This is a genomic window from Paenibacillus sp. WLX1005, assembly GCF_046603685.1.
GTDB lineage: Bacteria > Bacillota > Bacilli > Paenibacillales > Paenibacillaceae > Saccharibacillus.
The window spans coordinates 1,940,006-1,965,194 of the sequence record NZ_CP176756.1 but is presented as its reverse complement, the minus strand read 5'-3'; the positions used below and the strand labels follow the sequence as shown (position 1 = coordinate 1,965,194).

At 45.9% G+C, this 25,189-nt stretch carries 19 protein-coding genes; 6 read left to right on the top strand and 13 right to left on the bottom strand.

Going from position 1 to position 25,189, the window contains the following annotated elements; translation table 11 throughout:
* Positions 1 to 175 precede the first annotated feature (175 nt).
* On the top strand, positions 176 to 3,913 hold the full coding sequence (locus tag ACE3MZ_RS08520; RefSeq protein ID WP_411346014.1) for an amino acid adenylation domain-containing protein: 3,738 nt from the start codon (positions 176 to 178) through the stop codon (positions 3,911 to 3,913).
* Positions 3,914 to 4,240: 327 nt separating this feature from the next.
* Positions 4,241 to 5,452, top strand: a complete 1,212-nt coding sequence (locus tag ACE3MZ_RS08515) for a S8 family peptidase (protein WP_411346013.1) — start codon at positions 4,241 to 4,243, stop codon at positions 5,450 to 5,452.
* A 231-nt stretch (positions 5,453 to 5,683) separates the two neighbouring features.
* On the opposite strand, the gene ACE3MZ_RS08510 is transcribed toward ACE3MZ_RS08515, so the two are convergent.
* From ACE3MZ_RS08510 to ACE3MZ_RS08495, 4 genes are all read right to left on the bottom strand, one after another.
* Positions 5,684 to 6,472 (bottom strand): hypothetical protein, encoded by a 789-nt coding sequence (locus ACE3MZ_RS08510; protein WP_411346012.1) that lies wholly within the window; start codon positions 6,470 to 6,472, stop codon positions 5,684 to 5,686.
* A 333-nt stretch (positions 6,473 to 6,805) separates the two neighbouring features.
* Positions 6,806 to 8,194 carry a class II fumarate hydratase gene (gene fumC / locus ACE3MZ_RS08505; protein ID WP_411346011.1) on the bottom strand — a complete coding sequence of 463 codons (1,389 nt, stop codon included), beginning with the start codon at positions 8,192 to 8,194 and terminating at the stop codon, positions 6,806 to 6,808.
* A gap of 146 nt (positions 8,195 to 8,340) precedes the next feature.
* Complete coding sequence (locus ACE3MZ_RS08500) at positions 8,341 to 9,015, bottom strand: uracil-DNA glycosylase (RefSeq protein WP_411346010.1); 675 nt, start codon at positions 9,013 to 9,015, stop codon at positions 8,341 to 8,343.
* A gap of 248 nt (positions 9,016 to 9,263) precedes the next feature.
* Entirely contained in the window at positions 9,264 to 10,145 is an 882-nt protein-coding gene (locus tag ACE3MZ_RS08495) for a methyl-accepting chemotaxis protein (RefSeq protein WP_411346009.1), read from the bottom strand.
* Between the two features lie 596 nt (positions 10,146 to 10,741).
* On the opposite strand from ACE3MZ_RS08495, the gene fsa reads away from it, so the two are divergent.
* The 3 genes from fsa to ACE3MZ_RS08480 all read left to right on the top strand — a co-directional run bounded on the left by fsa (position 10,742) and on the right by ACE3MZ_RS08480 (position 13,450).
* On the top strand, positions 10,742 to 11,422 hold the full coding sequence (gene fsa / locus ACE3MZ_RS08490) for a fructose-6-phosphate aldolase (protein ID WP_367056115.1): 681 nt from the start codon (positions 10,742 to 10,744) through the stop codon (positions 11,420 to 11,422).
* 170 nt (positions 11,423 to 11,592) lie between these two features.
* Positions 11,593 to 12,027 (top strand): MarR family winged helix-turn-helix transcriptional regulator, encoded by a 435-nt coding sequence (locus tag ACE3MZ_RS08485; RefSeq protein WP_411346008.1) that lies wholly within the window; start codon positions 11,593 to 11,595, stop codon positions 12,025 to 12,027.
* A gap of 97 nt (positions 12,028 to 12,124) precedes the next feature.
* Complete coding sequence (locus tag ACE3MZ_RS08480; protein ID WP_411346735.1) at positions 12,125 to 13,450, top strand: MFS transporter; 1,326 nt, start codon at positions 12,125 to 12,127, stop codon at positions 13,448 to 13,450.
* A 198-nt stretch (positions 13,451 to 13,648) separates the two neighbouring features.
* On the opposite strand, the gene ACE3MZ_RS08475 is transcribed toward ACE3MZ_RS08480, so the two are convergent.
* A complete protein-coding gene (locus ACE3MZ_RS08475; RefSeq protein ID WP_411346007.1) occupies positions 13,649 to 14,077 on the bottom strand; it encodes a GyrI-like domain-containing protein in 429 nt (142 codons plus the stop codon).
* A gap of 435 nt (positions 14,078 to 14,512) precedes the next feature.
* Positions 14,513 to 16,825: an alpha-xylosidase gene (gene yicI / locus ACE3MZ_RS08470; RefSeq protein WP_411346006.1), complete on the bottom strand. Its 2,313-nt coding sequence runs from the start codon at positions 16,823 to 16,825 to the stop codon at positions 14,513 to 14,515.
* 154 nt (positions 16,826 to 16,979) lie between these two features.
* Here yicI and ACE3MZ_RS08465 point away from each other — a divergent pair, with 154 nt between their 5' ends.
* Entirely contained in the window at positions 16,980 to 17,918 is a 939-nt protein-coding gene (locus ACE3MZ_RS08465) for an AraC family transcriptional regulator (protein WP_411346005.1), read from the top strand.
* Between the two features lie 68 nt (positions 17,919 to 17,986).
* Here ACE3MZ_RS08465 and ACE3MZ_RS08460 read toward each other — a convergent pair whose 3' ends face one another.
* The 7 genes from ACE3MZ_RS08460 to ACE3MZ_RS08430 all read right to left on the bottom strand — a co-directional run bounded on the left by ACE3MZ_RS08460 (position 17,987) and on the right by ACE3MZ_RS08430 (position 24,901).
* Positions 17,987 to 18,355, bottom strand: coding sequence for a hypothetical protein (locus ACE3MZ_RS08460; protein ID WP_411346004.1), 369 nt, complete (start codon positions 18,353 to 18,355; stop codon positions 17,987 to 17,989).
* Positions 18,356 to 18,449: 94 nt separating this feature from the next.
* Positions 18,450 to 20,807, bottom strand: a complete 2,358-nt coding sequence (gene helD, locus ACE3MZ_RS08455) for an RNA polymerase recycling motor HelD (RefSeq protein ID WP_411346003.1) — start codon at positions 20,805 to 20,807, stop codon at positions 18,450 to 18,452.
* Between the two features lie 306 nt (positions 20,808 to 21,113).
* Complete coding sequence (gene map, locus ACE3MZ_RS08450; RefSeq protein WP_411346002.1) at positions 21,114 to 21,857, bottom strand: type I methionyl aminopeptidase; 744 nt, start codon at positions 21,855 to 21,857, stop codon at positions 21,114 to 21,116.
* Between the two features lie 367 nt (positions 21,858 to 22,224).
* Positions 22,225 to 22,557 carry a four-helix bundle copper-binding protein gene (locus tag ACE3MZ_RS08445; RefSeq protein WP_411346001.1) on the bottom strand — a complete coding sequence of 111 codons (333 nt, stop codon included), beginning with the start codon at positions 22,555 to 22,557 and terminating at the stop codon, positions 22,225 to 22,227.
* 83 nt (positions 22,558 to 22,640) lie between these two features.
* Entirely contained in the window at positions 22,641 to 23,081 is a 441-nt protein-coding gene (locus tag ACE3MZ_RS08440; RefSeq protein WP_411346000.1) for a MarR family winged helix-turn-helix transcriptional regulator, read from the bottom strand.
* A gap of 64 nt (positions 23,082 to 23,145) precedes the next feature.
* A complete protein-coding gene (locus ACE3MZ_RS08435) occupies positions 23,146 to 24,285 on the bottom strand; it encodes an FUSC family protein (RefSeq protein WP_411345999.1) in 1,140 nt (379 codons plus the stop codon).
* A gap of 106 nt (positions 24,286 to 24,391) precedes the next feature.
* Positions 24,392 to 24,901, bottom strand: coding sequence for a DUF2062 domain-containing protein (locus tag ACE3MZ_RS08430; RefSeq protein WP_411345998.1), 510 nt, complete (start codon positions 24,899 to 24,901; stop codon positions 24,392 to 24,394).
* Between the last annotated feature and the right edge of the window lie 288 nt (positions 24,902 to 25,189).

The window sequence follows — 25,189 nt, the reverse complement described above, 5'->3', positions numbered from 1 at the left end:
TCGGGAGAACAAATGACTTCTGCCTATGTAGAATCATTTGCTCTCCCCCGATTCCCGGGAAAATGCGGTACTTTCATAACTTATACTGAAAAGTCTTGTAAACAACGCAACTCTCTTTTCAACTGTGCTCAGACATTAAACAGTTTTACAACTTCAATTTTAAGGAGAGATCATTATGCCCCTATCTGAAAATAGCCGTCCGTCCCATGTTCCTCTACAGCTGCCTGCCTTGCAGATTCCGCTAGATCATGCTCGCAAACATCAGAAGGGTACATTTGCTATTCATCGCTTTGATCTTGGTCCCGTAATTGCCGGTTATGTGAATACACTGCAACCGGGCTTACAACAGCAAAGTGTTTTACTTGCTGCCTATCTTGGCTGGATGTATCGTCTATCAGGCGAATATGAAACTGCCGCTCTCTTCGCTTCAGCAAAAGGGATGATTCCCGTCTATGCTTCGTTTGAAGAACAATCTTCGTTTGAAAGTACCGTTCAACATGTATATGCACAGCTGTCTCAGGCTCAAACCGGTCAGCGTGTACAGAGTGATACCGTATTCAGCTTTGGACAAACGATTCCTGCACAACCCGGACAGATTATTAACTGGGCAATCGTGCCTCATCAAGCTTCTTTAACTATGGTTGTAGAATACAACGATTCTCTGTTTAAACCTTTAACGATTGCACGTTTCTCTGCTTATTACATTCGCCTGCTAGAAGGGTTACTTACGCATCCCGAATTGCCCGCAGGCGCGATTGATATTCTAAACGCCGAAGATGAAGTGCTATACAATGCACTTAACCATACAGCTGCACCTTACAACACTGAATTAACATTCCATGGCGCGTTTGAGCAAGCAGCGAGTCAATACCCGGATCGCGATGCTATTAGCTACCGCAGCACTACACTGACTTACCGTCAATTGAATGAACAATCCAACCAGATCGCTCATCTGCTGCTGAACAAAGGTTTGAAACGCGGCGAATTTGTAACAATGTTTCTGGATCGCAGCTTGCATAGTGTTATCACGCTGCTCGGTATTATGAAAGCTGGTGGTGTATATGTACCTGTTGATCCTGCGCATCCAGATGATCGTAATCACTATATTGTTCAGGATACACGTTCTGCTTTCGTTATCACCCAATCCGAGCATTATCACAAAGTACATGAACTGACTGCCGGTATCTCCACTCTTCGCGGTGTCATCTCTATTGAATCGATTCGTTCCGATGCTCCTGCGAACCTGTTAATCAATCCACAATCCAATGCAGGTCCTGACGATCTGGCATACGTCATTTACACTTCCGGTTCTACTGGTAAGCCAAAAGGTACATTAATCGCCCATGGCGGTGTCGTTAACCTTGGACAAATTTTGAAGGAACAATTCGATATTGTGCCACAGGATATTATGGCGCAGTTCGCCAGCTACAGCTTTGACGGCTCCGTCTGGGATACGATTGCTCCACTGTTCCACGGTGCACATATGTATATGCTGGATGCGGATGAGCGTGTATCGATTGAAGAATTCGCCGTAGCGATTGAACGTACGCGTACAACAATCATTACTGCACTACCAACCGTATTCTTCAATCAGCTGTCCGCTTACTTATCACCGGAAGGCTACGCACGTCTGTCCAGCTTGCGTCTGCTGGCTGTAGCTGGTGAAGCACTCTATGGCGAACGTGTACGTGCTTTCCAACAAAATGTCGGTAAACCGGTTCATGTTGTCAATGCGTATGGTCCAACAGAATGCACCGTGTGCGCTACTATGCACAAAATTACAGAACCACTGGCTGAACATGTCGTTAACGTTCCGATCGGTCGTCCGATTCATAACTACGAAATCTTTATTCTGAATGACCAGCTGATGTTATGCCCAGTTGGCGTACCTGGTGAAATGTACATTTCTACAGTGGGTATTGCTAGAGGCTATTTGAATCAACAGGATAAAACAGATGCTGCCTTTATTCCTCATCCTCATGTGGAAGGTGCCAAGCTATATCGCTCTGGTGATCTGGCGAAATTGCTGCCTGATGGTACGATTGAATATGTGGGACGTCGCGATTCCCAGATCAAGATCAGAGGTCATCGTATTGAAATCGGTGAGATCGAAGATAATCTGAACAAATACGAAGACATTCAAGACGCTGTAGTTGTCGCCAAAAAAGATGCGTCCAATCAAAATATGCTTGTCGCCTACTTTACAACGCAGGACGGTAGCAAATTATCTCCAGCAGCAATCAAACAATTTTTAGCTGATCGCCTGCCATCCTATTTTGTACCGAAATTTGTATGTCAGCTGGATGCGATCCCAATCTCACCAACTGGTAAAGCAGAACGGAAACGGCTGATCGACTATCCAAACACCGAGTTGGCTGAACAACCAGCAGGTTATGTAGCCCCACAAACGGAAACCGAACAACGCATTGCCGATGCATGGTCAGAAGTTCTCAATCGTCAGCATATTGGTATTCAAGATGATTTCTTTGCGATCGGTGGCGATTCGCTACATGTTATTCACGTATTAACTTTGCTCAAACCATACTATCCTGCTCTGAAAATTGCCGACTTCTTTGATTACAAAACGATTGCTGCGCTGGCAACTAGAGCTGAACTTCCAGGTGGTGGACAAGCAGAATTGCTGCCATTTACTCCATCGGGTGAATTGATCGATCTGGTGGAATACCCGGAACAGGTCGCAACATTTGCCCCAGATACGTTGCTTCCTGCTACTCATGTGTTGCTGACAGGTGCAACAGGCTACCTCGGCTCTTATCTGCTGTATGAATTGTTACATCGCAGTGAGGCACATGTGTATGCTCTAGTACGTAAATCTGGTAATGCTAGTAGTATGGATCGCCTCAAAGCAACAATGGAGCTGTATTTTGGACGTAGCATCCTGACTGGCTTTGACGAACGCGTCACGGTAATTGAAGGCAATCTAGACCAGCCACGCATCGGCTTGAGTGAACATGATTATAATCTGCTGAATGAGCGGATCGACTCCATTATGCACAGCGCCGCAGATGTTCGTCATTTTGGCGATAGTGATCATTTCCGCAAAACGAATATTCAATCTACTAGCGAATTGCTGAAACTAGCAAGCATTCGCAAAGGCATTCGTTTCCATCATATTTCTACCATGGGTATTCCAGAAGATCTATCACTGGAAGGTAAATGGCAGCAAGTGAAACAAACTGGTATTTTGCCAGATGATCTGTATGCTGAAAATGTGTATACGAATAGTAAACTGGAAGCTGAGAAACTGGTGCTGCAAGCAGCAGAGCAAGGCATTCCGGTGAACATTTACCGGGCAGGCAATCTGTCTAGCCATTCCTTTACAGGTAGCTTCCAACGTAATATCGACAGCAATGCGATGTATCGGATGATCAAAGCTATGCTGCTGCTTGGTAAAGCTCCTTCCGTAGAGCAATGGATGGACTTTACACCGATTGATTATGCAGGACGTTCCATTGTGCATCTGGCACTTCAACCGGATACTGCCGGACAGATCTTCCATATTTGCAATCCGCAACAGGTTCCTTATTCGCAGCTGATTGACATTATCAATGCTGCCGGTTATCCGGTAGAACTGATGCGCCCGGAAGCATATAGCAACTGGTTACTGGATGCATCAATCGACAAATCGACTGAAGCACTTCAACTGGCAATGGCTCAGCTGGAAGGTGACGGTGCACGTAACTCACCATATCGTCTGGCAAATCCACGGACACACGCTATTCTGGAAAAAGCCGACATTCAGTGCACGCCAACCGATCTGGCATTTATTAACGCGATGCTCACATATGCTGCCGGAATTGGCTATTTCCCTGCTGCTGTTCCGGTCGAGCCTCAGACGGAAACAGAGCGCGATACGACGCCTGTAATCAACCAGATGCCATCCAATCTGTAAATGTAACTTCTTACTCCCATATTCATATCGTTTACGATGACACCAAAACGCCTCTGATTCGCAAAATCAGAGGCGTTTCTATTCATTTGCAATATAAGATGGTGATTATTATAAAACTCATTTACAATATAATTACAATGCTATACACAAAACAGGATGTGTAGTCGATATATACTACATAATACGACAAAAAATTACATTTTATAATAAATATTGATTTTTTTGTCGAAAAAAGTTATAATTTATCAATAAAAGGTGTTTTAAACTATCTAAAATGGTTAATTAGTTATAAGACTTATTACCCACAACTAAGGAGTAATTGAACCGATGAGCATACTTACTAAACTAAACTCGTGGAAAACCGCCACTTTATCAGCAGTCATTGCACTGCCCCTTTTAACAGCTATTGTTATTCCAATGACAACTCAATCCGCTACTGCTGAAGCTTCCCAGCGCTATCTGGTTCAATACTCTACCAGTCAAGCCAAGCAAATTCTTACAGCTGCCGCTGGTACAGAAAATACACGTTTCTTCGACAATCTGAATATGGCAGCTGCCGATCTGACAGCTAGTGAAAAAGAACAGCTGTCCCATACAGCAGGCATCACTCGCATCGATACTAATGAGAATTATCAAGGTGCAGCCCAAGCATTTGCAGCGAACGTCAAAGCGGTTACTGTCAAAGGTCAGGAGCAAGCATCTTGGGGATACGGCGCAGTCGATGCCAAGCTTGCTCTTGATAAAAATTATACAGGTAAAGGTGTAAAAGTTGCGATTCTGGATACCGGCATCTCCGCTCACTCCGATCTAAAAATCGCCGGCGGTGTATCGCTTGTAAAATACACTTCTTCCTACACCGACGATAACGGTCACGGTACATTCGTAGCTGGCGTCATCGGCGCACAGGACAATGGCAAAGGATTGATTGGCGAAGCACCAGATGCAAGCATCTACGCTGTCAAAATCCTTGATACTCAAGGTAACGGCTCCACAGAAGACCTTGCTAGTGGTATCAACTGGGCAATCCAGAACAAAATGGATATCGTAAATATGTCCATCGCATTCCCGCAAGACTCTCCAGTCGTTGAGCAAATGCTGCAAACGGCGCATGATCAAGGGATTCTGCTGATCGCAGCTGCTGGCAACAAAGGAACGGCGAATACAACACAAGATACGATCGAGTTTCCAGCTAAGTCCAGCTATGTCATGGCAGTTACTGCTGTAGATGACAATCTGGAGCGTGCCAGCTTCTCCGCTACGGGTGCCGAAGCCGATGTCGCTGCACCAGGCGCTAACATCGTGAGCACCTCTACTAACGGTCGCTATGAGCTGCGTGATGGCACTTCGGTAGCAGCACCATTTGTAGCCGGTCTGGCAGCAACTTTGAAACAAGCGTATCCACAATTGACTAACGACCAGCTTCGTCATCTGATTGAAGTGAACAGTATCGATCTTGGTACAGCAGGACGCGATGACCTGTACGGTTACGGTATGGTCAGCTTCCAGCACGTATTCGATCCAGGTGCAGCTTCTCGTTGATCACATGAACGGCAGCACACAAAAGACGCCTTGTACACGTTCATTACGAATGTGCAAGGCGTCTTTTTTATGTCAACTGATATGCGATTGAATACAGAATCCATAGGGACATTTAAGTTATGACTTCCAACCCAAATGTACAATGATTTGTTGCACGCCGTATCGGTTCCATCTTCTGTTATCTCTGGACGGTCACTCATTCTTGACCAGCGATCAGCACTAGTCTTCCACTTAAATCTCACTTACCGACACGCTGCGACGCATCCATTGCAGTTCATTATCCATAATAACGTAATCGGTCCAGTTGAGATCCTCGTTCACCCAGCGATCATAATCACGAATTTGGCGATACAATCGCTCCAAACTCAGCTCAGACGGTGAGGTCATCAATGTTTGCATAACTGGCAGCAATTGATCCGGCTTTTTGCGGGCATGTTCCAACATATGTATCAGCGACTTGTGTCCCGGATACAGCATCTCATTGTGAGAGAGAATCAATCGTCCACTGAACAGAATCATATTCATGACGGACTGATGCAGCAAGTAATGCTCGTTGCTTTGCAGCGCCTTACGACACTCTTGATACCACGCTTCAAATTGAGCGTAAAACCGATTAATATTCGCCTGCTTCTGATGCAGCGGAAATTCCGTAATCTCGTTGATCATACTGCGCAATTCCGGCAGATGAGAGAAAACGATCACCGCTCCCATAAAGGTAAACCTTGCCGGTTCGCTACCGAAGCGCGATACCTTCTCCATATAGCCAGGCGAAATATATTTACCGTTAATGCCTCCGCCATATAGTCCCTTTTCGGTCATACCTACTGCTTTATAATGCAGGCATCCGCTTTGCAGACGCTCCTCAAATTCTTCATCTGAAACGACAATCATGACATCCAGCTCCGCCTCAGCTGCTGGTTCGCCGATCCCTTCCTGTCCTGTAAGCAGCAGGGCAAATACGGAAGGATCATGTTGCAAATGCTCGCTCAATTGCGACAGTTGCTCTGAAAAGATACTCATCAAAATCCTCCTTCAATACCGGCATTATTTAATTGATAATGAGAACCATTATCAATTAGTGTATTCATTGTATAGCAGGATTTGAACTTTGGCAATAGATTGTGAGCAGATTGTGTCTTTTTTATCGCAAATTTGTCGGAATGGCGTCCTATATTTGTAACAAAAACAGCAAAAACACCTCCAAGACTATCTCCTCTTCTTACGCCAAGGATTCAAGTACTTGCAGGTGTTTGGATGCGTCTTCGGTCATAACATCTGTGTGCATGACGTCCGGCGCTGGTCTTCGTTGTTGATTCTATTCAGTTCCATGCTTGATTGCCAATCAGACGTTCATCAGGCTTTTGGATGAATCATTTTGGCTGGAACCACATATTCGTCGAATTGCTCCTCCGTCAGCAGACCGCTTTGTAGTGTTGCTTCGCGCAAGGATAGCCCTTCTTTATGTGCATGCTTAGCGATTTTAGCAGCATTTTCGTAACCGATGTACGGGTTAAGCGCTGTAACCAGCATGAGTGAATTGTCGAGGTTATACTGGATTTTGTCCACATTGGCTTCGATCCCAACCGCACAATGCTCATTGAACGATAGAATGGAATCAGTGAGTAGACGAACCGATTGCAGGAAATTGTAAATGATAACCGGCTTGAATACGTTCAGTTCAAAGTTACCCTGACTGGCAGCAAAACCAATAGTCGCGTCATTCCCCATCACCTGTGTGACAACCATCGTCATCGCTTCGGATTGAGTCGGGTTTACTTTGCCCGGCATAATGGAACTACCCGGCTCATTAGCTGGAATTGTCAATTCGCCCAGACCACTACGCGGACCACTTGCGAGCCAGCGTACATCGTTGGCGATCTTCATCAGATCGGCAGCAAGTGCTTTTAGCGCGCCATGTGCATAGACCACTTCGTCATGACTAGTCAGCGCATGGAATTTGTTCGGTGCAGAGCTGAACATTTTGCCAGTCAGACCAGCGATATTTTCCGCAACTAGACGACCGAAGTCTGGATGTGCATTGATGCCTGTACCTACAGCTGTACCGCCGATTGCCAGTTCTTTCATTTCGCTTACGCTGCTCAGAATCATACGGCTTGATTTGTGCAGCATCGTTTCCCAGCCGCTAATTTCCTGACCGAGCGTTAACGGCGTTGCATCTTGTAGATGCGTACGACCGATTTTGATCAGATCCATAAATTCTTTGGATTTCGCCATCAGTGTTTCCTGCAATACAGTGATTGCAGGCAGCAGATCATTCTCTACTGCGAGTACACCGGCAACATGCAGCGCTGTAGGGAACGTATCATTGGAGCTTTGCGACATATTCACATCGTCATTCGGATGAAGACGGTCGCTTTTGCCATCCTGCTCCAGCAATTGATTGCCACGATGTGCAATGACTTCGTTCACGTTCATGTTCGACTGGGTGCCGCTACCGGTTTGCCATACAACGAGTGGGAAATGCTCATCCCATTTACCGTCCAAAATCTCATCCGCTGCTTTAACAATCGCTTGCGTCTTGTCAGCAGACAGCTTGCCCAATTGTTCATTCGCCAAAGCAGCACTTTTTTTCAGCATAGCAAATGCATAAATGACTTCAATCGGCATTTTTTCGCCACCGATTTTGAAATTTTCTTTACTACGCTGTGTTTGTGCGCCCCACAACTTATCGGCTGGAACGTTAATTTCACCAATTGTATCTTTCTCTACACGGTATTCCACTGAAAAATCCTCCTTTAGGATGAAATGATCGTTTGTATTTACCCTGTTCATAAGCGTGATTCAACCTTTATAATTGTAACGCTTACATTGACCAAAATCTACCTGTTTTATGCAAAATTGACCTATCTTGATCAGGGGATCAATGCTTACTCCGGCACACACCAATCTACCGGGTCCAATCCATGCGATTGCAAAAATTCATTTGCTTGCGAAAACGGCTTGCTGCCAAAGAAGCCACGATGTGCCGAGAGCGGACTTGGATGCGGCGATTTGATAATGCAATGTTTGCGAGTATCGATATTCGCTCCTTTGCGCTGCGCATGACTGCCCCAGAGAATGAATACCGCCGGTGTTTCACGCTGATTAACCGCTTCAATCACCTGATCGGTAAATGTCTCCCATCCTTTGTTCTGGTGCGAAGCAGCCTGCGCCCGTCGTACGGTTAGTACGGCATTGAGCAGCAAGACTCCCTGCTCTGCCCAGTGGATCAAGGAACCGTGCGACGGCACCTGACAGCCCACATCGTCACGTAACTCCTGATAAATATTATGTAACGACGGCGGAATATCTACACCCGGTTTTACCGAGAAGCTCAGCCCATGCGCCTGTCCAGGTCCATGATACGGATCTTGACCGAGAATAACGACCCTCGTGCCTTCCAGCGGCGTATAATGTAGCGCATTATAGATATCGAACATATCTGGATAAACGGTCGTAGAACGGTACTCCTGAGCCAGAAAACGACGCAGCTCCTGATAGTATGGCTTCTCCAGTTCCGACTCCAACACGTCTGCCCAATCATTATGAAAAATCTTGCTCATGCTCTCCACCCCTTTCCTTGTTGTTCTTCTCTTATTTATCTTGTTGTTCTTCTCTTATTTATTATGAAAAAGAACATCTCTTCTGTCAAAAAGCAATGCCTACTATCTGGAAATACACACACAACTATCTTCCAAATCAAATATCAAACAAGCTTTGGTATATCCATATCGCCAACACAAAGAAAAGAGCCAGTCCGTTTCACCTGTGGACCAGCTCTTTGCTAACTATATCTATGCAATGATTGAGATTATAAACGGGATTTCAAGAAGCTATCCATGAACGTTTTGAAATCATGGCTGACGCTGTTTAGCTTTTCAACCAGCGTGCTGAATTCATTCACCAGTTGTGCCTGCTCACTGGATGAAGTAGCAATCGCCGAGATTTCTTTTTCCATCTGTAAAATGGACTGCTGTACGCTACCAAGGGAACTCTCGATATTCTGAGTTGCATTTTTGGTATCGACGGACAGTTTGCGCACTTCAGAAGCCACAACGCCAAAACCCGCACCTGCTTCGCCCACACGCGCAGCCTCAATGGCAGCGTTCAACCCGAGCAGATTCGTTTGTTCCGAGATTTCGCGGATAAAACCAGTCACCTGATTGACCTCTTTGGAGTTTTCTACTGCTTTACTCGTATTACTTTGAATTTCCGCAGTGGTAGCAGACATTTGCTGAGATTGGGCTGCCAGCAATTGTACCATATCACTAAGCTGGTTACTGATACTTTCGATATCAATCGTTACATTGCTCATAAAATCGTTATGCTGCAACGTATAAGCTGAAGCGATCGCACCTACAATATTGCCATGCTTATCTTTGAGCGGCACGGACGTAGCATCCAGTTCAAAGCCGTACGCGGAAGCAGGAACACGAGTGACACTGACCACACCATTTTTGAGTGCATTATTCAGGTTCGGATCATCGGAAGCGATTGGCGTACCTGGGCGCAAACCAAGATCCAGTTGCTTGGCAGGTTTGTAATATTTGAATTCTTTTAAATCAGTGACGCCTAACATCAGATCTTCGCCAACGACGTGCTCAAAATACTTCATACACTCGATAACCATATCTACAACATTTACATCCTGTATAGCGGGATTGATTTCTGAACTTCTAAAACCTTTTGTCATGTGTGATCACTCCTGTAGATGTCAAACTTCAATATAAACCTACTCATTATTTCGACAAATTTTGATGCTTTGTGAATAGCTTAGCTCTTAAAATATGGAAATTTATATTTTCTGCAATTGTATCGCAAACAAAACTCATACAAGATAGAATGCACATCATCATTATGGTTAACAGTTCAGCTTGTGCAATGTAAATTTGCGATCCATTTATAACATCTCAAAAATATTTTTTTGTTTTTTTGAAAGACTCATTTTGACATTCATAATCCGTTTTTTATACCATATCTAGTTTTACACTCTATCTCAAAATCAACATCTTGATGTGGTTTTATGTGTGGTTCATTATAAAGTACAGGTCAAACCTTGGCACCCCCATTGTATGTACCTTTGAATTGTGGTAAAAACTAAGTATAAGCATTATTTTTAAAGCAATTTGTACGCACAAATAAACATACGGATGAAGGTGCAGATGTGGTTGATATTGGGTAATGTACACATAGGCATATCCAACCCGTGCAGTGGATTGTGTAGTTGGCAAATTGCCATATGTTTAAAACCATACTAAATGATATATATTATCGAGGAGGAACAGAGAAATGAAATTTTTCTTGGACACAGGTAACATTGAAGAGATTAAACGTATTGCCCGCCTGGGCATTGTGGATGGTGTAACAACCAACCCTTCCCTGATCGCCAAAGAAGGTCGCGTTTTCAAAGATGTTATCGATGAAATCTGCCAAATTATTGACGGTCCTGTTAGTGCCGAAGTTGTCAGCCTCGATGCAGAAGGCATGCTGAAAGAAGCACACGAAATCGCAAAATGGGCACCAAACGTTGTAATCAAGCTGCCTATGACCGAAGAAGGTCTGTATGCTTGTAACCAACTGTCCAAAGAAGGTATCAAAACCAACGTAACGCTGATCTTCACACCTGCACAAGGTCTGATGGCTGCTAAAGCTGGCGCTACCTTCATTAGCCCATTCGTTGGTCGTCTGGATGATATCGGTATCGACGGTATGCAACTGATCCGCGATCTGCGTCAAATCTTGGACACTTATGGTCTGAAATCCGAGATCATCGCAGCAAGTATCCGTAACCTGGAGCACGTAAGAGAAGCAGCACTGGCTGGTGCACATATCTCTACGATCCCTGGTACACTGGTTCCTACACTGTGGAAACACCCACTGACAGATAGCGGTATTGAGCGCTTCCTGAAAGACTGGGAAACTGTTCCACAAGCCAAAGAACAAGTAAAAGAAGAAGCTGGCTCCAAGTAAGCTACTTTGTGAATCATCAGCATCTTATGAAACCACACACACGACGGGAATCTCACGATTCCCGTTTTTTTATTGAACATTTTAGTTGTTTTAATTATAATTGCATTAACATCTATTTTCATGAACGGTACACATATGGATGAATATATAGGTATAGAGGAGAACCGCATATGAATCATACACATACCGAATTGAATTCAATTGGCTTTTTACTCGGTAGTACGTATCGCAAAGTGAGCAACGCATTTGCCGCGCGATTGAAGGAATACGATATTACGCCAGAGCAATGGAGTATTCTGTATCATCTATGTATGCATGAAGGGATTAATCAGAAGGAGCTTGCCGCCCATGCGTTCAAAGATCAGCCAACTACAGCACGCATTCTCGATGTGCTGCACCGCAAGCAATTCATTTACAAAGAAATGGACCCACAGGATCGGCGTGCCTTTCTCGTTTACCCGAACGAGGCTGGACGGACGGTAATGGAAAAAGTGCACCAAATCGAGACGCAGCATCATGAGGAATTGGCTGCGCTGATGACGCCGGGGCAAATGCAGCAGTTGAGCGGATTGCTACGTGAATTGCGCTCCAAGCTGGATGAATAAACGATATATCGACACAGATGTACCGACATAACACAATCAATCGGAAACAAAGATAGAGAAATGGAGAATACCTGTTATGGAACAAACGAAAAACGATATGATTTCCCCGCAAGCTGCTGGACAGTCTGATGACAAGCCTGCTGCAAAGTTATGGACGGGGGAATTTCTAGTATTAACGGCGTGCAATCTGCTCGTCTTCTTGAATTTGCATATGATTCTGTCTTCGCTACCGCTGTATATGCGCTCACACTTTCATGCAGGTGACTTTTATGTGAGTCTCTGTACTAGCTTGATGGCACTATCGGCGATTGTCGCTCGGCTGTTCTCAGCGCGTGCGTTAGAGTTAGGTAAGCGTAATGTGATTTTGTTTGGTGGTTTGGCAATTGCGCTATTTGGTACAGTTGGGTATTATTTCAGTGCTACGATTGTTGCACTGTTAGTGATGCGGGTTATTTTCGGGTTTGGGTTCGGGATGTATAGTACAACCTTCCCGACGATGGCTTCGGATATTATTCCGCGTAACCGGATGGGTGAAGGAATGGGTTACTTCGGTCTCTCCACTACGATCTCCATGTCGATTGGTCCAATGATCGGGATGTGGGTAGAGAAGCAATACGGCTTCACGCCGCTGGTTGTGATCGGCTCGATCTTCATTCTGATCCTCTTCCCTCTCGCCTATCGTCTGATCAGCAGTAAGAAACGGAAACAGGCAGTACAGCAAGAACAAGCGTACAGTGCAAACGCAATGAATGTACCTACGCAGCAAAATGCTGTACAATCGGCGCAAACTGATGTTGCAACAACTGCTTTATCAGATGCAGCACGTAAGCCGTCTACCTTTGAGAAAAAACTGCTATTACCAAGTTTGCTCAATTTCCTGATGTCGATCACATATGGTGGTCTAGTCAGCTTTATTGCGTTGTTTGGCAGTGAAGCGCATATTGCTAATCCGGGTTACTTTTTCCTGTTTAATGCGCTGGCGGTTATTCTGATCCGTCCATTTTCCGGCAAACTGTATGATCGCTTTGGTCCTAAAGCATTGCTGATTCCCGGTGCGGTATTGTTGATCGCTGGACTATTACTGCTGTCTCTCGCCCACTCTACACTCGGTCTGTTCGGTGCAGCGCTCTGTTATGGGCTTGGCTGGGGAGCATTGCAGCCAACGATGCAAACATGGATGATTCAGGTCGTTAATCCGCATCAGCGCGGGATGGCAAACGGCATGTTCCTCAACTCCCTTGACCTCGGTGTTGCACTAGGTGCGATGATCCTCGGTACGATTGCCAGTGCAACCAGCTATACGTCCATGTATCGGTATTCGGTCGTATTTGTTGCGCTGTATATCGTGATCGGCGCGATCTATATGGTGAAAGCGAAAAAGACACCTGCACAAAGTCAGTCCGTTCATATCAAAGTAGACTAATATGAATACGATGTGAGTCGGTGAGATAGTAGTGGATGAGATAGTAGTTGATAAGATGTAATTCGATGATAAAAAGCAAGAGATTCCATAATAACCAACCAAGCCCGTTTTCCCTGTATAGATTGAAGGGAGAACGGGCTTGATTTTATTTTGGCATGGGATAACGTTCTAGCTCCGTAACATACGTTGCTGTCGTTATTACACAGCGGTTTCGCTGCTATCCGGCGCTACGGCAATATGTATGCTTACGGTGCCGTCCGGTTCGTATTTCTCGTAATCAACAGTGTAGGCGCGGATCAGTTCGCCGCTCTCTTCAAGCTGCCAAATTTGCTTCCATTGCTGCAATACCTTTTGCTTGTCGGTTCCGTTCACTTGAAAAATGCGGTACGGTGCATCTTCGGGGATATCCAGACTTTCTGCTGATCTGTGGTCATTGGCTACCGCAGTGCTGAGGGAATAGTCGCCTTTGTAGTTACTTTCGTAGTCATAATAGACGCCATACAAGGTGCTAGCGGCATCCTGCTGTTGTTGTTGATAGGCTTCTTTCCAGACGTGCTGGATTTTCTCAAGCATTTCGGTGTCTTTAAAATTGTTGGTGCGAATGGATTGAATACGGTTCAGCTTCATGGTGTTCCTCCTTGTGAGTGAAATGGAAATGGTAGCGTTTTTATGCTGATATTATAGTACGGCTTTGGGAAAGGGAATGCAACTTTTAACATAGATAGGCTGTGAGCCTATACTGCTTATATGGGTGACATTCACTCTGGGAAGGAATAAGGAAACGGACTCCGGTGGAGCCGCGGCAATCTTTGGGATTAGGAAGAAATGAAGATTCCCGCCCCTCCAAAGCAGTAAGATATTTCGCTTCGCAAAAATCACTCTTTATTGAACCTCGTGTTTGGAGTCCGCAAACACTCTAAGTCGTCCTTATCCCTTATTTCCTTCCCTCCGTTCCGTGCTCCTATGTCATGTGTAGAGATTAAAACCCTAAATGGATGAAAAAAGCAAACCTTGCGCATGTCGCGTAAGGTTTGCTTGGGAAGTGTATCGTTCGTTTGGGTGTTACAGGGTGATGCGGATGATATTGGCGGTTGGGGTAAGCAGGATTCCTTGTTCGTTAGACTCTTGGGTGGCTCCTTCTACGGATGTGGCGTTGGTGATGCCTCGTAGGGTGGCTGTCCAGTTGGTCAAGGTGCCTTCGGTTTGGATCTCGATGGTGCCATTGGTGCGTGTTGCGGTTATAGTTGCGGACGGTTGTCCGGTTTGGTTTACGATTCGGGTGGATGCTGTGGCGCCTTCTTCCAAGTTGAACAGGTGAAGCTGGACACCATCGGTATAGTCGTAATCCGGTTTGCTGTCTTGGTTGCCGAAGGCGATAATGCTGTTTGGTTTGGCAAGCAATGGCAGAGTCATATAATCAAAGGTTTGACGATACCAGCGACCGCCCTGTACGGTTTCGTTCGTCAGTAGGTTGAACCATTGTCCGTCTGGTACATAGTACGTCACTTCGCCCTGCTCGTTGAAGATGGGAGCGACGAGTAGCGAATCGCCGAACATATACTGGCGATCCAGCGTATGAGTAGTTGGATCATTGGAAAAGTCCAACACTAGCGGGCGCATCATCGGTGTGCCTTGCTCAGATGCGGTAACTGCCGCTTCGAACAGGTATGGCATCAAAGTGCATTTTAGCTTGGTAAACTTGCGCACCACGTCTACTGACTCTTCGTCAAACAACCAAGGTACACGATACGATTCATTTCCGTGCAGACGGCTATGCGAAGAGAGCATCCCGAATTGAACCCAGCGTTTGTATACGGCTGGGGCGGCAGTCATTTCGAAGCCGGAGATGTCGTGGCTCCAGAAACCAAAACCGGACACACCTAGCGACAATCCACCGCGCAGTGATTCTGCCATTGATTCAAACGTCGACGAGCAGTCGCCACCCCAGTGAACCGGGAATTGTTGTCCACCTACCGTAGCGGAGCGTGCGAACAATGCCGCTTCGTTTTTACCGAGATTGTCTTCTAGCAACTCGAATACAGCTTTGTTGTACAGGAAGGTATAATAGTTGTGCATTTTGACCGGATCGGAGCCGTCAAAGTACACGACATCCGTCGGGATGCGTTCACCGAAGTCGGTTTTGAATGAATCGACGCCTTGATCGATGAGTACTTTCAGCTTATCCTGATACCATTTCACTGCGGATGGATTGGTAAAATCGACCAAAGCCATACCTGCCTGCCACATATCCCATTGCCACACGCTACCGTCTGGACGTTTGACCAGATAGCCATGCTCCATTCCTTCATCGAACAGGTATGATTTCTCAGCAATATACGGGTTAATCCACGCGCAGATTTTCAAGCCTTTGTCTTTGAGGCGCTTCAGCATTCCTTCTGGATCAGGGAACATGCGCTCATCCCATTTGAAATCCGACCACTGGTATTCTCTCATCCAGAAGCAGTCAAAATGGAATACCGACAATGGCAAATCACGCTCTGCCATACCATCGACAAAGTGATTGACCGTTTCTTCATCATAATCCGTCGTAAATGATGTCGTCAGCCACAGACCGAATGTCCATGCGGGTGGCAATGCAGGTTTGCCTGTCAGTGCAGTGTAATTGTTCAGTACTTCCTTCGGATTCGTACCACCGATAATAAAATACTCCAGCGTCTCGCCTTCTACGCTGAATTGGACTTTGGATACATTTTCCGAAGCAATCTCGTATGATACTTTTTCTGGGTGATTAACGAATACGCCGTAGCCCTGACTGGACAGATAGAAGGGGATACTCTTGTATGCTTGTTCACTACTCGTTCCGCCATCTTCGTTCCAGATATCTACCGTTTGACCATTTTTCACAAACGGGGTAAAACGTTCGCCTAATCCGTAAATGTATTCGCCAATGCCAAGCTGCAATTGCTCGCGGAAATAGACGCTCTTCTCAGGTCCATTAATGTAAGCAGGTCCTCTAGGTACGCTACCAGTCAGATGACGGTTGCCATAGTCAAAGCTAATATTCCAGCCAGTATTTTTCTGAACAGATGCTTTGAGCTTGCCACTTGTAAAGGTCAGTTCCTGTTCGCTCTCTTCGATCACAATATCGGTATCTGCTTGTGCCAGTTCAAATTGTGGATATTTAGTCAAACCGCCCTTGTGGTGGTTCAGTGTCACTTTGATCACATCTGGCAGTGGGGAGCTGATTGTAGCTTTTAATAGTGCACCGTTCAGTGTATCGCCTTTGTGCTGAACACGTTTTGTTGCTGCATAGAGAGTTACTTCGTCGCCTTTGCGTACAATATCGCGAATATCCGTTGGATGCTGCATGCTGTACCCTTCGCGTGTCATCCAGTAGCCATCAGTAAATTTCATAATATTCTTCCTTTCAGCTGGAATCATCCAGTATCATAATTGCCATTTGGCTTATACCTTCATCTCTGTGTATAATGATATTGATTAAGAAAGCGCTTTTCTTCTTTTATTTTGATGAAAAGTATCGTGATTTTGATGTACGGGAGGAATGAACATGCAGAGTCTGGAACGAATGCGCGACACGCTACGCGAAAACCGGATTCACGGCAGTACGATGTATCCGGTAAGCATTTATGAAATGAACGATCTGCGCGATGAGGTGATTCTGGAATGTCACTGGCATCAGGAGCCGGAGTTTATTCTAGTAACTGAGGGGCGTGCGTTGTTTCAAGTTGGTGGGGTGAACTGCGAGGTCAAGACTGGAGAAGCGATCTTCGTCAATAGCGGTGAGATTCATACCGCTTATCGTGTCGATGGCGAGATGTGTAGTTATTGTGCGGTCGTGTTTGGCATGTCGCTGCTGGATAGCGCTTCCTACGATCATTTGCAGGGCAATTATCTGGACCCCCTGCTGGCACGGCAGGTACATGCACCGCTGCATCTTGATCCGTCATTGTCATGGCAACAGCGCATTCTGGAGCTGTTGGAACAAATAATTCAAGTGAATTTACAACGTCCGGTTGCCTATGAATTGACGACCAAAGCGTATCTGTATCTGATCATTGGGCTTATGTATGAGCATATGGATCATCCATTGGAGCAGCAGCCTGCCGTAAGTGACCGAATGGAACGGCTCAAAACGGTGCTCAGTCATATTCATGCGCATTACCAGCAGCCGCTGCGTTTGCGTGAGTTGGCAGATATCGTCAATATGAGTGAAGGACATTTCTGTCGTTTTTTCAAAAGTCTCACTCAGAAAAGCCCGATTGAGTACATCAATCGTTATCGCACCCAGCAAGCATGTCGATGGCTGGAAAACAGCGACCGCAAAATTGTAGATATTTCGCTGGAGGTTGGATTTGATAGTCTGAGTTATTTTATCTCGGTATTCAAGCAGCATCATGGCTGTACACCATCGCGTTATCGCAAGGAGCTACACGGCATGTATTCCACTCGCACGACGGAGCTGCTGGCGGATGTGCGAACGATCTGATTTTGCCAGCAGCATGTGACAGTCGATCTGCTTACCGCTACATGATTTGTCATTCGTCATTGTTACTCTTAGCAATACGAGGATGCCTTGTCTAGCGTTTGTTTCCACTGCTGCCATTGGCGATACGTAACCGATTGATATAAAACAGGCTGAAGTTGCTCGTATTGCTGCTCATTCACATTCAGCCATTGTGCACGCTTTGCCAGTTTGGCAACTGGGATGGTGATTGTAGCTTTGCCGCCTATTTTGCGACGGATTGGTACATGGAAGGCAAGTAGCTCTTCGCGCGTCGTCCATCCTTCCCAGCTCATACGTGCACCACGCTTCCAATCGAATGCCCACAATTCATACCTATTATATGTAGCTGATTGCTTATCCAACTGACAGACGATCACCCATTCGCTGGGAATGATCTTATTACGTTGTCTGCGATTCATCTATGTTCGTCTCCTTTCTATAGAAAACAGGGCTTTTTACATTCTAGCGTAAAAAGCCCTGTGATTGGGTTAGCTGCATCATCGCCGTTTGCAATCAACCGCGATAATCATGACGCTCGTACAGCTCTTCATTCACCTGCTGAATGAATGGCGTCACCTCACCGACCGAATACGCATACAGCAGATGCATTGCACGCGTACACGCGGTATAAAATAACTTTCGCTCCGCTTCCCGATGATACTGATCCGCAGACGCATTGTACAGAATGACCGCGTCAAACTCTACACCTTTTGCCAAATACGCTGGAATGATGATCGTCCCTTTTTCAAATACTGGCGTGTTTTTGGTCATTTTACGCATCGTAATCTGACCTCGCAGCGCTTCGTAAGCTTCAGCGCATTCACTCTCTGTTTTACAAATAATCGCCGTATATTGATAGCCTTGCTGCTGTAACTGATGAATATTGCGCACAATCTCCTGATGCATATCATCCCGATCATCGTACAGATTCACAATCGGCTTGTCGCCGCGACGGTTGAATGGCACGATATGCTCACCGCCCGGAATCATCGACCGCGTAAAATCAACAATCTCGTATGTGGAGCGATAACTGCGCGTCAATCGGATCAGCTCTGTCTGATCCTTACCATACAGCTCCAACAGCGGTTCTTCTTCGTCAAAGACTGAATTATGGCTGTAGATTGCCTGATTCAGATCACCGAGCGCCGTCATGCGCGCACGCGGGAATAATCGTTTCATGAATTGAAGCTGGAATGGCGAGTAATCCTGCACCTCATCGACGATTACATGCTTGATCGCCGTATTGGAGCGGAAGCCTTGCAGATGCTCTTTTAGATATAAATATGGTGTTGCATCTTCATATCCCAGCTCGCCCTGACGCATACGATTCACCGTTTGTGGTGCAAACTCATACCAGCCCTCTGGCACATTGCCATGATTCAAACCAGCCATCAGCTGCTCATCTTCAAACAGCGCGCGATACAAGCCTGTTAGATCGATAAAACGCAGCCGTTTCGTCCATTTGCGTAACGGCTTCAGCCAGTTGTTCACTACCATCCGCGCCGCCATCTCTGATTGCAATTGGAAATCGTCAAATGAAACCGACTTGTTCTTCTGCTTGCGCCGCATCATCGTATATGCACGATGATAATCGTCGGTCGTTAGCATCTGAATCTGCTCTTCCACCCACGGCTCTTTGCGCTCATTGTGCCCAAAATCGTTCACTTCCTTGAGCAACCAATCACGCATATCTTCGATCCGATTCCCCAGCTTCACCGCTGGATCGTAGCTATAGAACTTGTCCAGCATCCGCTGCGACGACACAATCTCACGTCCTTGAAAACGAACCGGGCGGAATTTCATATCCTTTTGTAGCAATTGCTCGGCATAGCGACGAATCGCATGGAAATAATCCAGCGATGATTTGTAGCGAATGCCCTGCACACGCGCCGGATGTCCATCATCGTCCGACCAAGCGAGCAAATATTCCATTTGTGAAAAGACATCTTCCAGATCGAATTCACGCCCGATGCGCACTTCCAGATACGATTGGAATGTCGTTTGCAGCATATTTTCTTCGCCCAGCTCCGGTAGCACGGTTGCCACATAACTGTTGAACATCGAATTCGGGGAAAAGAGCACCATCTGATCCGCCCGCAACACTTCGCGGTACCGATACAGCAGGTACGCGACCCGTTGCAGCGCAGCAGACGTTTTCCCGCTTCCCGCCGCTCCTTGCACGATCAGCATCCGACTTTTATCGTTACGAATGACGCTATTCTGTTCCTTTTGAATTGTAGCAACGATATTCTTCATCTGATTGTCCGCGCTATGGCTCAATACTTGTTGCAACAGCTCGTCGCCGATTGTCACTCCGGTATCAAATAGTACTTTGATATCTGCATCACGAATGACAAACTGGCGCTTCAGTTCCATCTTGCCTTCGATGTTGCCGACTGGTGTGCGATATGACGCCTTTCCCGGTGCACCGTCGTAATACAGACTAGATACAGGTGCACGCCAATCATAGATTAGAAAATCCTCTTCGTTATCATCCAAAAATGAACCGATCCCAAGATAGATCTGCTCGGTCTGATCACTGCCATGCTCCTGAAAATCAATTCGTCCAAAATACGGGGAACCGGACAGACGACGCAGCTTGTCCAGTGTCAAACTGGAACGACGGTGACTCAGCTCTAGCTCAGACAATACTTGCGATTGCTGACGCAAGCTAGTCGACGTCTCGCCGACATCATCCTGCTCACTAAGGTTGATCGATACTTCGTCCCAGAAGTCCTTCCGCATACCAACCACATCGCCGCGGCTTTCGCCAACCTGCTGTTCCAGTACAGCCATCTTGCTGTTGATCTTGGCAGTCACATCATCGACACGCTGCTGCTCCATCTTCCAGTCCTGATCTTCTATTGCCATACTGCCATCCCCTTTGCTCCATCAATTGTACAGATCGGCACGATGCCGTCTGTCTGTTGTTATATTATCCCCAGTTCTGCCGAGGACTCATTCTAGTTATGGATGATTACTAACGTACAACTAACCTGCTCAAAAAAAATCTTGACAAATCCATAAAGAACATGCTAATCTTAAAAATAATAGCGTTACTTCACACTGTTCTGCATTTTTGCAGAGCATTTTTTATTTTACGACGTTCCAGTATAAATTGCAAATAACAAAGCCGCACGACGGAGAACATTCTTCGGTCATGCGGCTTTTTTGTTGTTAGCGGGTCAAAATGATCGGCTCGCCCTTGGTAATAATCAGCGTATGCTCATATTGCGCAACATAGCTGCCATCCGCCGTTTTCAGCGTCCAGCCGTCATTGCTTTCATCCACTTCTTCAGCTTTAGTCGATACGAAAGGTTCAAAGGCAATGACAGAGCCTTCCTTCCACAGATCGTTATCGGTTGGATCATAATAGCTAAGGATATATTCCGGTTCTTCATGCAATCCTTTACCGATGCCGTGCCCAGTTAGATTGGTGATTACCGTGAAGCCCAACTTACGAGCGGTATTATGACTCGCTTTTCCAGCATTGCTACGCTTGGAACCAGCTTTGATCTTTTTCATGGCAGCATCGAATGCTTGAATGGACGCATCGCATAGCGCTTCCAGTTGCGGATTCCCTTTGCCGACTACGAACGATACGCCAGTATCAGCAAAATAACCATCCAACGAACCAGATACGTCTACATTGACCATATCGCCTTCTTGAATAACGCGCTCACCAGGAATACCGTGAGCCACTTCTTCGTTAATGCTAATACAGGTGAATCCGGGGAAATCATAGGTTACTTTCGGTGCGGACAATGCACCGTACTGTTCAAACAATTCCCCTGCACGGCGATCCAGATCGATCGTACGTACACCGGGTTGTGCCATATTTTTGAGTTCGTCGCGGATGATAGCGACCACTTTACCAATTTTCTTTAAGCCTTCGATATCTTGCTCTGTTTTTGCAATCATGACTAATCTCCTTTACCGTCAACATCATATTCTACTATACCTTATTATTAAAACATTTGCACAACAACGATATTCATCATGACAGCGAAGCATACAGCTGTATGAATGATTCTGATTATTGCTTCACCCATTCTATCCAGTATGGCACGCTTGTGTCATGTGTGCAATGGTAAACGGTTATGGTACAGTGCTATCCAATCCGTATACCGTATCGTTTGAATGCCATATAACCTGATCGTAATTAGACACCTTGCCCCTATTCGGATATACCGGTATGAACAAACCGATACACACGGCAAAAAACCGGCTGCGGTAACATCCGCCATCCGGTTTTTGCTAAAGCTTGTTTCATTGTAAAGCATTACAATCAGGCAACCATACTGCGGCAAGCCTCTGCACAATGACGGCAGGCTTCCGCACAGCGCTGACAATGATCATGATGATGCTTGCCGCATTCATTGGCACAATCTTCACAGATTTGCGCACATAGCTCACAAATTTGTTGCAAATACGGGCTGTTCGTGCTCATCACCTTAATCGCAAATTGGCACATATCGGCACATTCACGATCCAGACGGATGCACTCCCGCATCATATCAATGTCCTTTTCACCCAAGCATGACGTATAACAGTTGTTACAAGCTTCCACACATTGGATACAAGCTTCGATGCAGCGTTGTCTTTCTTCCGTTGAAATCATTGCATATCCCTCCTGTTCATTTTTTATCACTCATCTTCTTTTTAACCAGAATGACAAAAAGTTAACAGAAACTGGAATATACATTAATCCATGTTTTTAATCATACGATCGATTAGCTTGACAGTTAGCTCGCGTTCTTCACTTGTAAATCCTTTGAAAATCTCTTCGATCGTCTGATATGCTTTGGCAGCCAGATCATCCAAGATACTGCGGCAATAATCGGTCAGATAGATCAGATTGGTACGACGATCGTCTGGATGTGGAACTCTGGTGACCATACCGCGCCGAATCATATTGTCCACTAAGCGCGAGACGCTAGGCTGATCTTTGCGTGACAGTCGTGCCAGACGATTCTGAGTCTGTCCATCCCTTTTCCATAAATACGATACCAGAATCCATTGTTCATACGTAACCGGATATCCGGCATCGCGGAATTGCTGATTCAAACGATTGCTAGCCAGACGTGAAGCAATGGTTAATTTATAGCCGATAGATTGTTCCAATTCATAAGGAATACTTGTCATTCCTCTCGATCTCCTTTAAACCGAATGCGTAATGCTTTGCTTGTATTGACCCCGGCCCTGCAAGTCACTTCCAGGGCCAGGATGGAAAGTTGCGCGGATTGCGCGATGATGAGGTACGTTTGTCTTTGTCCAATTCTTCTTTCAGTTCTTTGTCGCTGTCATGACGTCCATGGTCTTTGTCCTTGCCGGGGCTGTTCACATGATCTACCAAGCGATTCAACCGTTCCAGCTGGTATCCATAATCATACATAACGGCAGCGACGATCGATAATCGAAGAACGCCGCCAAAGTTTTCCTGATACCGCTCAATCATCGTATCCAAGAATTTATCGTTGGCGGCCTCCACCTCAGCCGCTTCATTGCCGTTGTTTTTGATTTTGTCATCTGCCTTGAGCAGGATGTGTTCATGGAATTTGATCAGCTTTTCCAGATGGGAATCGAAATATTCATCGATCTCGGCAGTGCGTTCCGCCTGAAAATAATGCTGTTCAATCGCCGTCAACACATCCATCCCTTTGCGAAGCGTTGTAACCATCTGCTTGTTCACAACTAGATGACGCTGCGTTGTAAGCGAAGGACGATTCAATTTGCCCAACTCTTCTTCCATCAGGTTGTATTTATCAGACAAGGATTGAATCGTGCCATCCAATCCACGCTTCTCATCGCGAAAGACAGCTTCTTTGATCTCATCCGACACCGCAGTGCGCAGCAGCAACGACATCGTGCTAAATGTATTCTGAATCTGCGCCTTGAATTGCTCCAGTGGCTTCGGCGGCGCAACGAGTACATTGATCAAGAACGCCGATACGATACCGATAATACTGAGCGTAAACCGATTCAAGGCAAATTGCCATTGTCCTTGTCCAGACACCTCCATCACCGAAATAACGGTAACGAGTGTCAATCCAATCGTATCGCCCATATTCAGACGCAGACAGATCATAATGACGACGATACACATCAGACCGACGGCAATCGGGTCATTGGAGAAGACCATCCCGCCGAGCAGTGCCAAAATCGCACCCAGTGTATTGGTCTGAATCTGATCCAAAAAGTAACGGAATGAGCGATAAATCGAAGGCTGCATGGCGAAGATGGCAGCGATTGCCGCAATGACCGGCGGTGTTAAATTGAGCCAGGAGCTTACATATAAAGCAAGCGTAACCGCGATGCCAGTTTTGAGCATGCGTGCGCCAAAGTTCACGGGTGTTCCTCCTTTGTTCCGAGTCGTAGTGTAGTGTTATGTTCATAGGTTTGAAGAAGCAGTATATACTAATACCCGTATTGGTGCATATTGGCGTCAGGAAGAATCATTTTTTGCGGCGCAGTAGATGAAGTAATGGCAAACGGTAACGAAGCATCACCCATTTGATAATAATATAAATAATGACGGCAAATACAATGCTGTTCACAGCGGCACCTGTAGCAAAATACAATCCCGCATCCCGCCAGTGATGCGATTCATGCAATGGCTGCATATAATCCTCAGGCCAATTTGGTATCTGAATGTGCAGCATTCGAGTTGGCCAGCTGGCTTTGCTAATCAGACTAACGAGCAGATGCCCTGTATGATAATTCAGGAAAAAGGTCAGCGGCCAGACGAATGAATCCAGCGAAGCCGCAAAAATCGCAGCTGGCAAAGCGCCTTTTACTAGTCGATTCAAACCAAGTGAGATTAGCGGGCCTATGCCGAGCAACGGATACCAGCTAGGAATCAAGCCGACAGCAAATCCGATCGCCACCTGATGCGAGCCTTTTTTGAGCCGCAGTAAGCGGATTGTGTTCAGTTTCAGATAGCGCCCGATACGTAGTTTTTTCATCAAAAGTCTCCCATTTGCGGCGCTCTGTTCATGGATATCTCCCTATTGTAACTTTTTCTGTTACGCTTGCAAAGTTTCAATTTACACCTGGCAAGTCGGCATATCCGAAGCGCGATAGTGGCGATTCCAGAAACGTTCCAAATCATGCTCCTTCCTCGCAGGAACAGATTTTAAACATACCACAAAACAACCAAAAACACAGCTTTGAACAACACAACAAGCGCCGTATACATTATATAACGTACACGACGCTTGTTCAGTTTATAGTTGTCGCTACAATTTATGCAA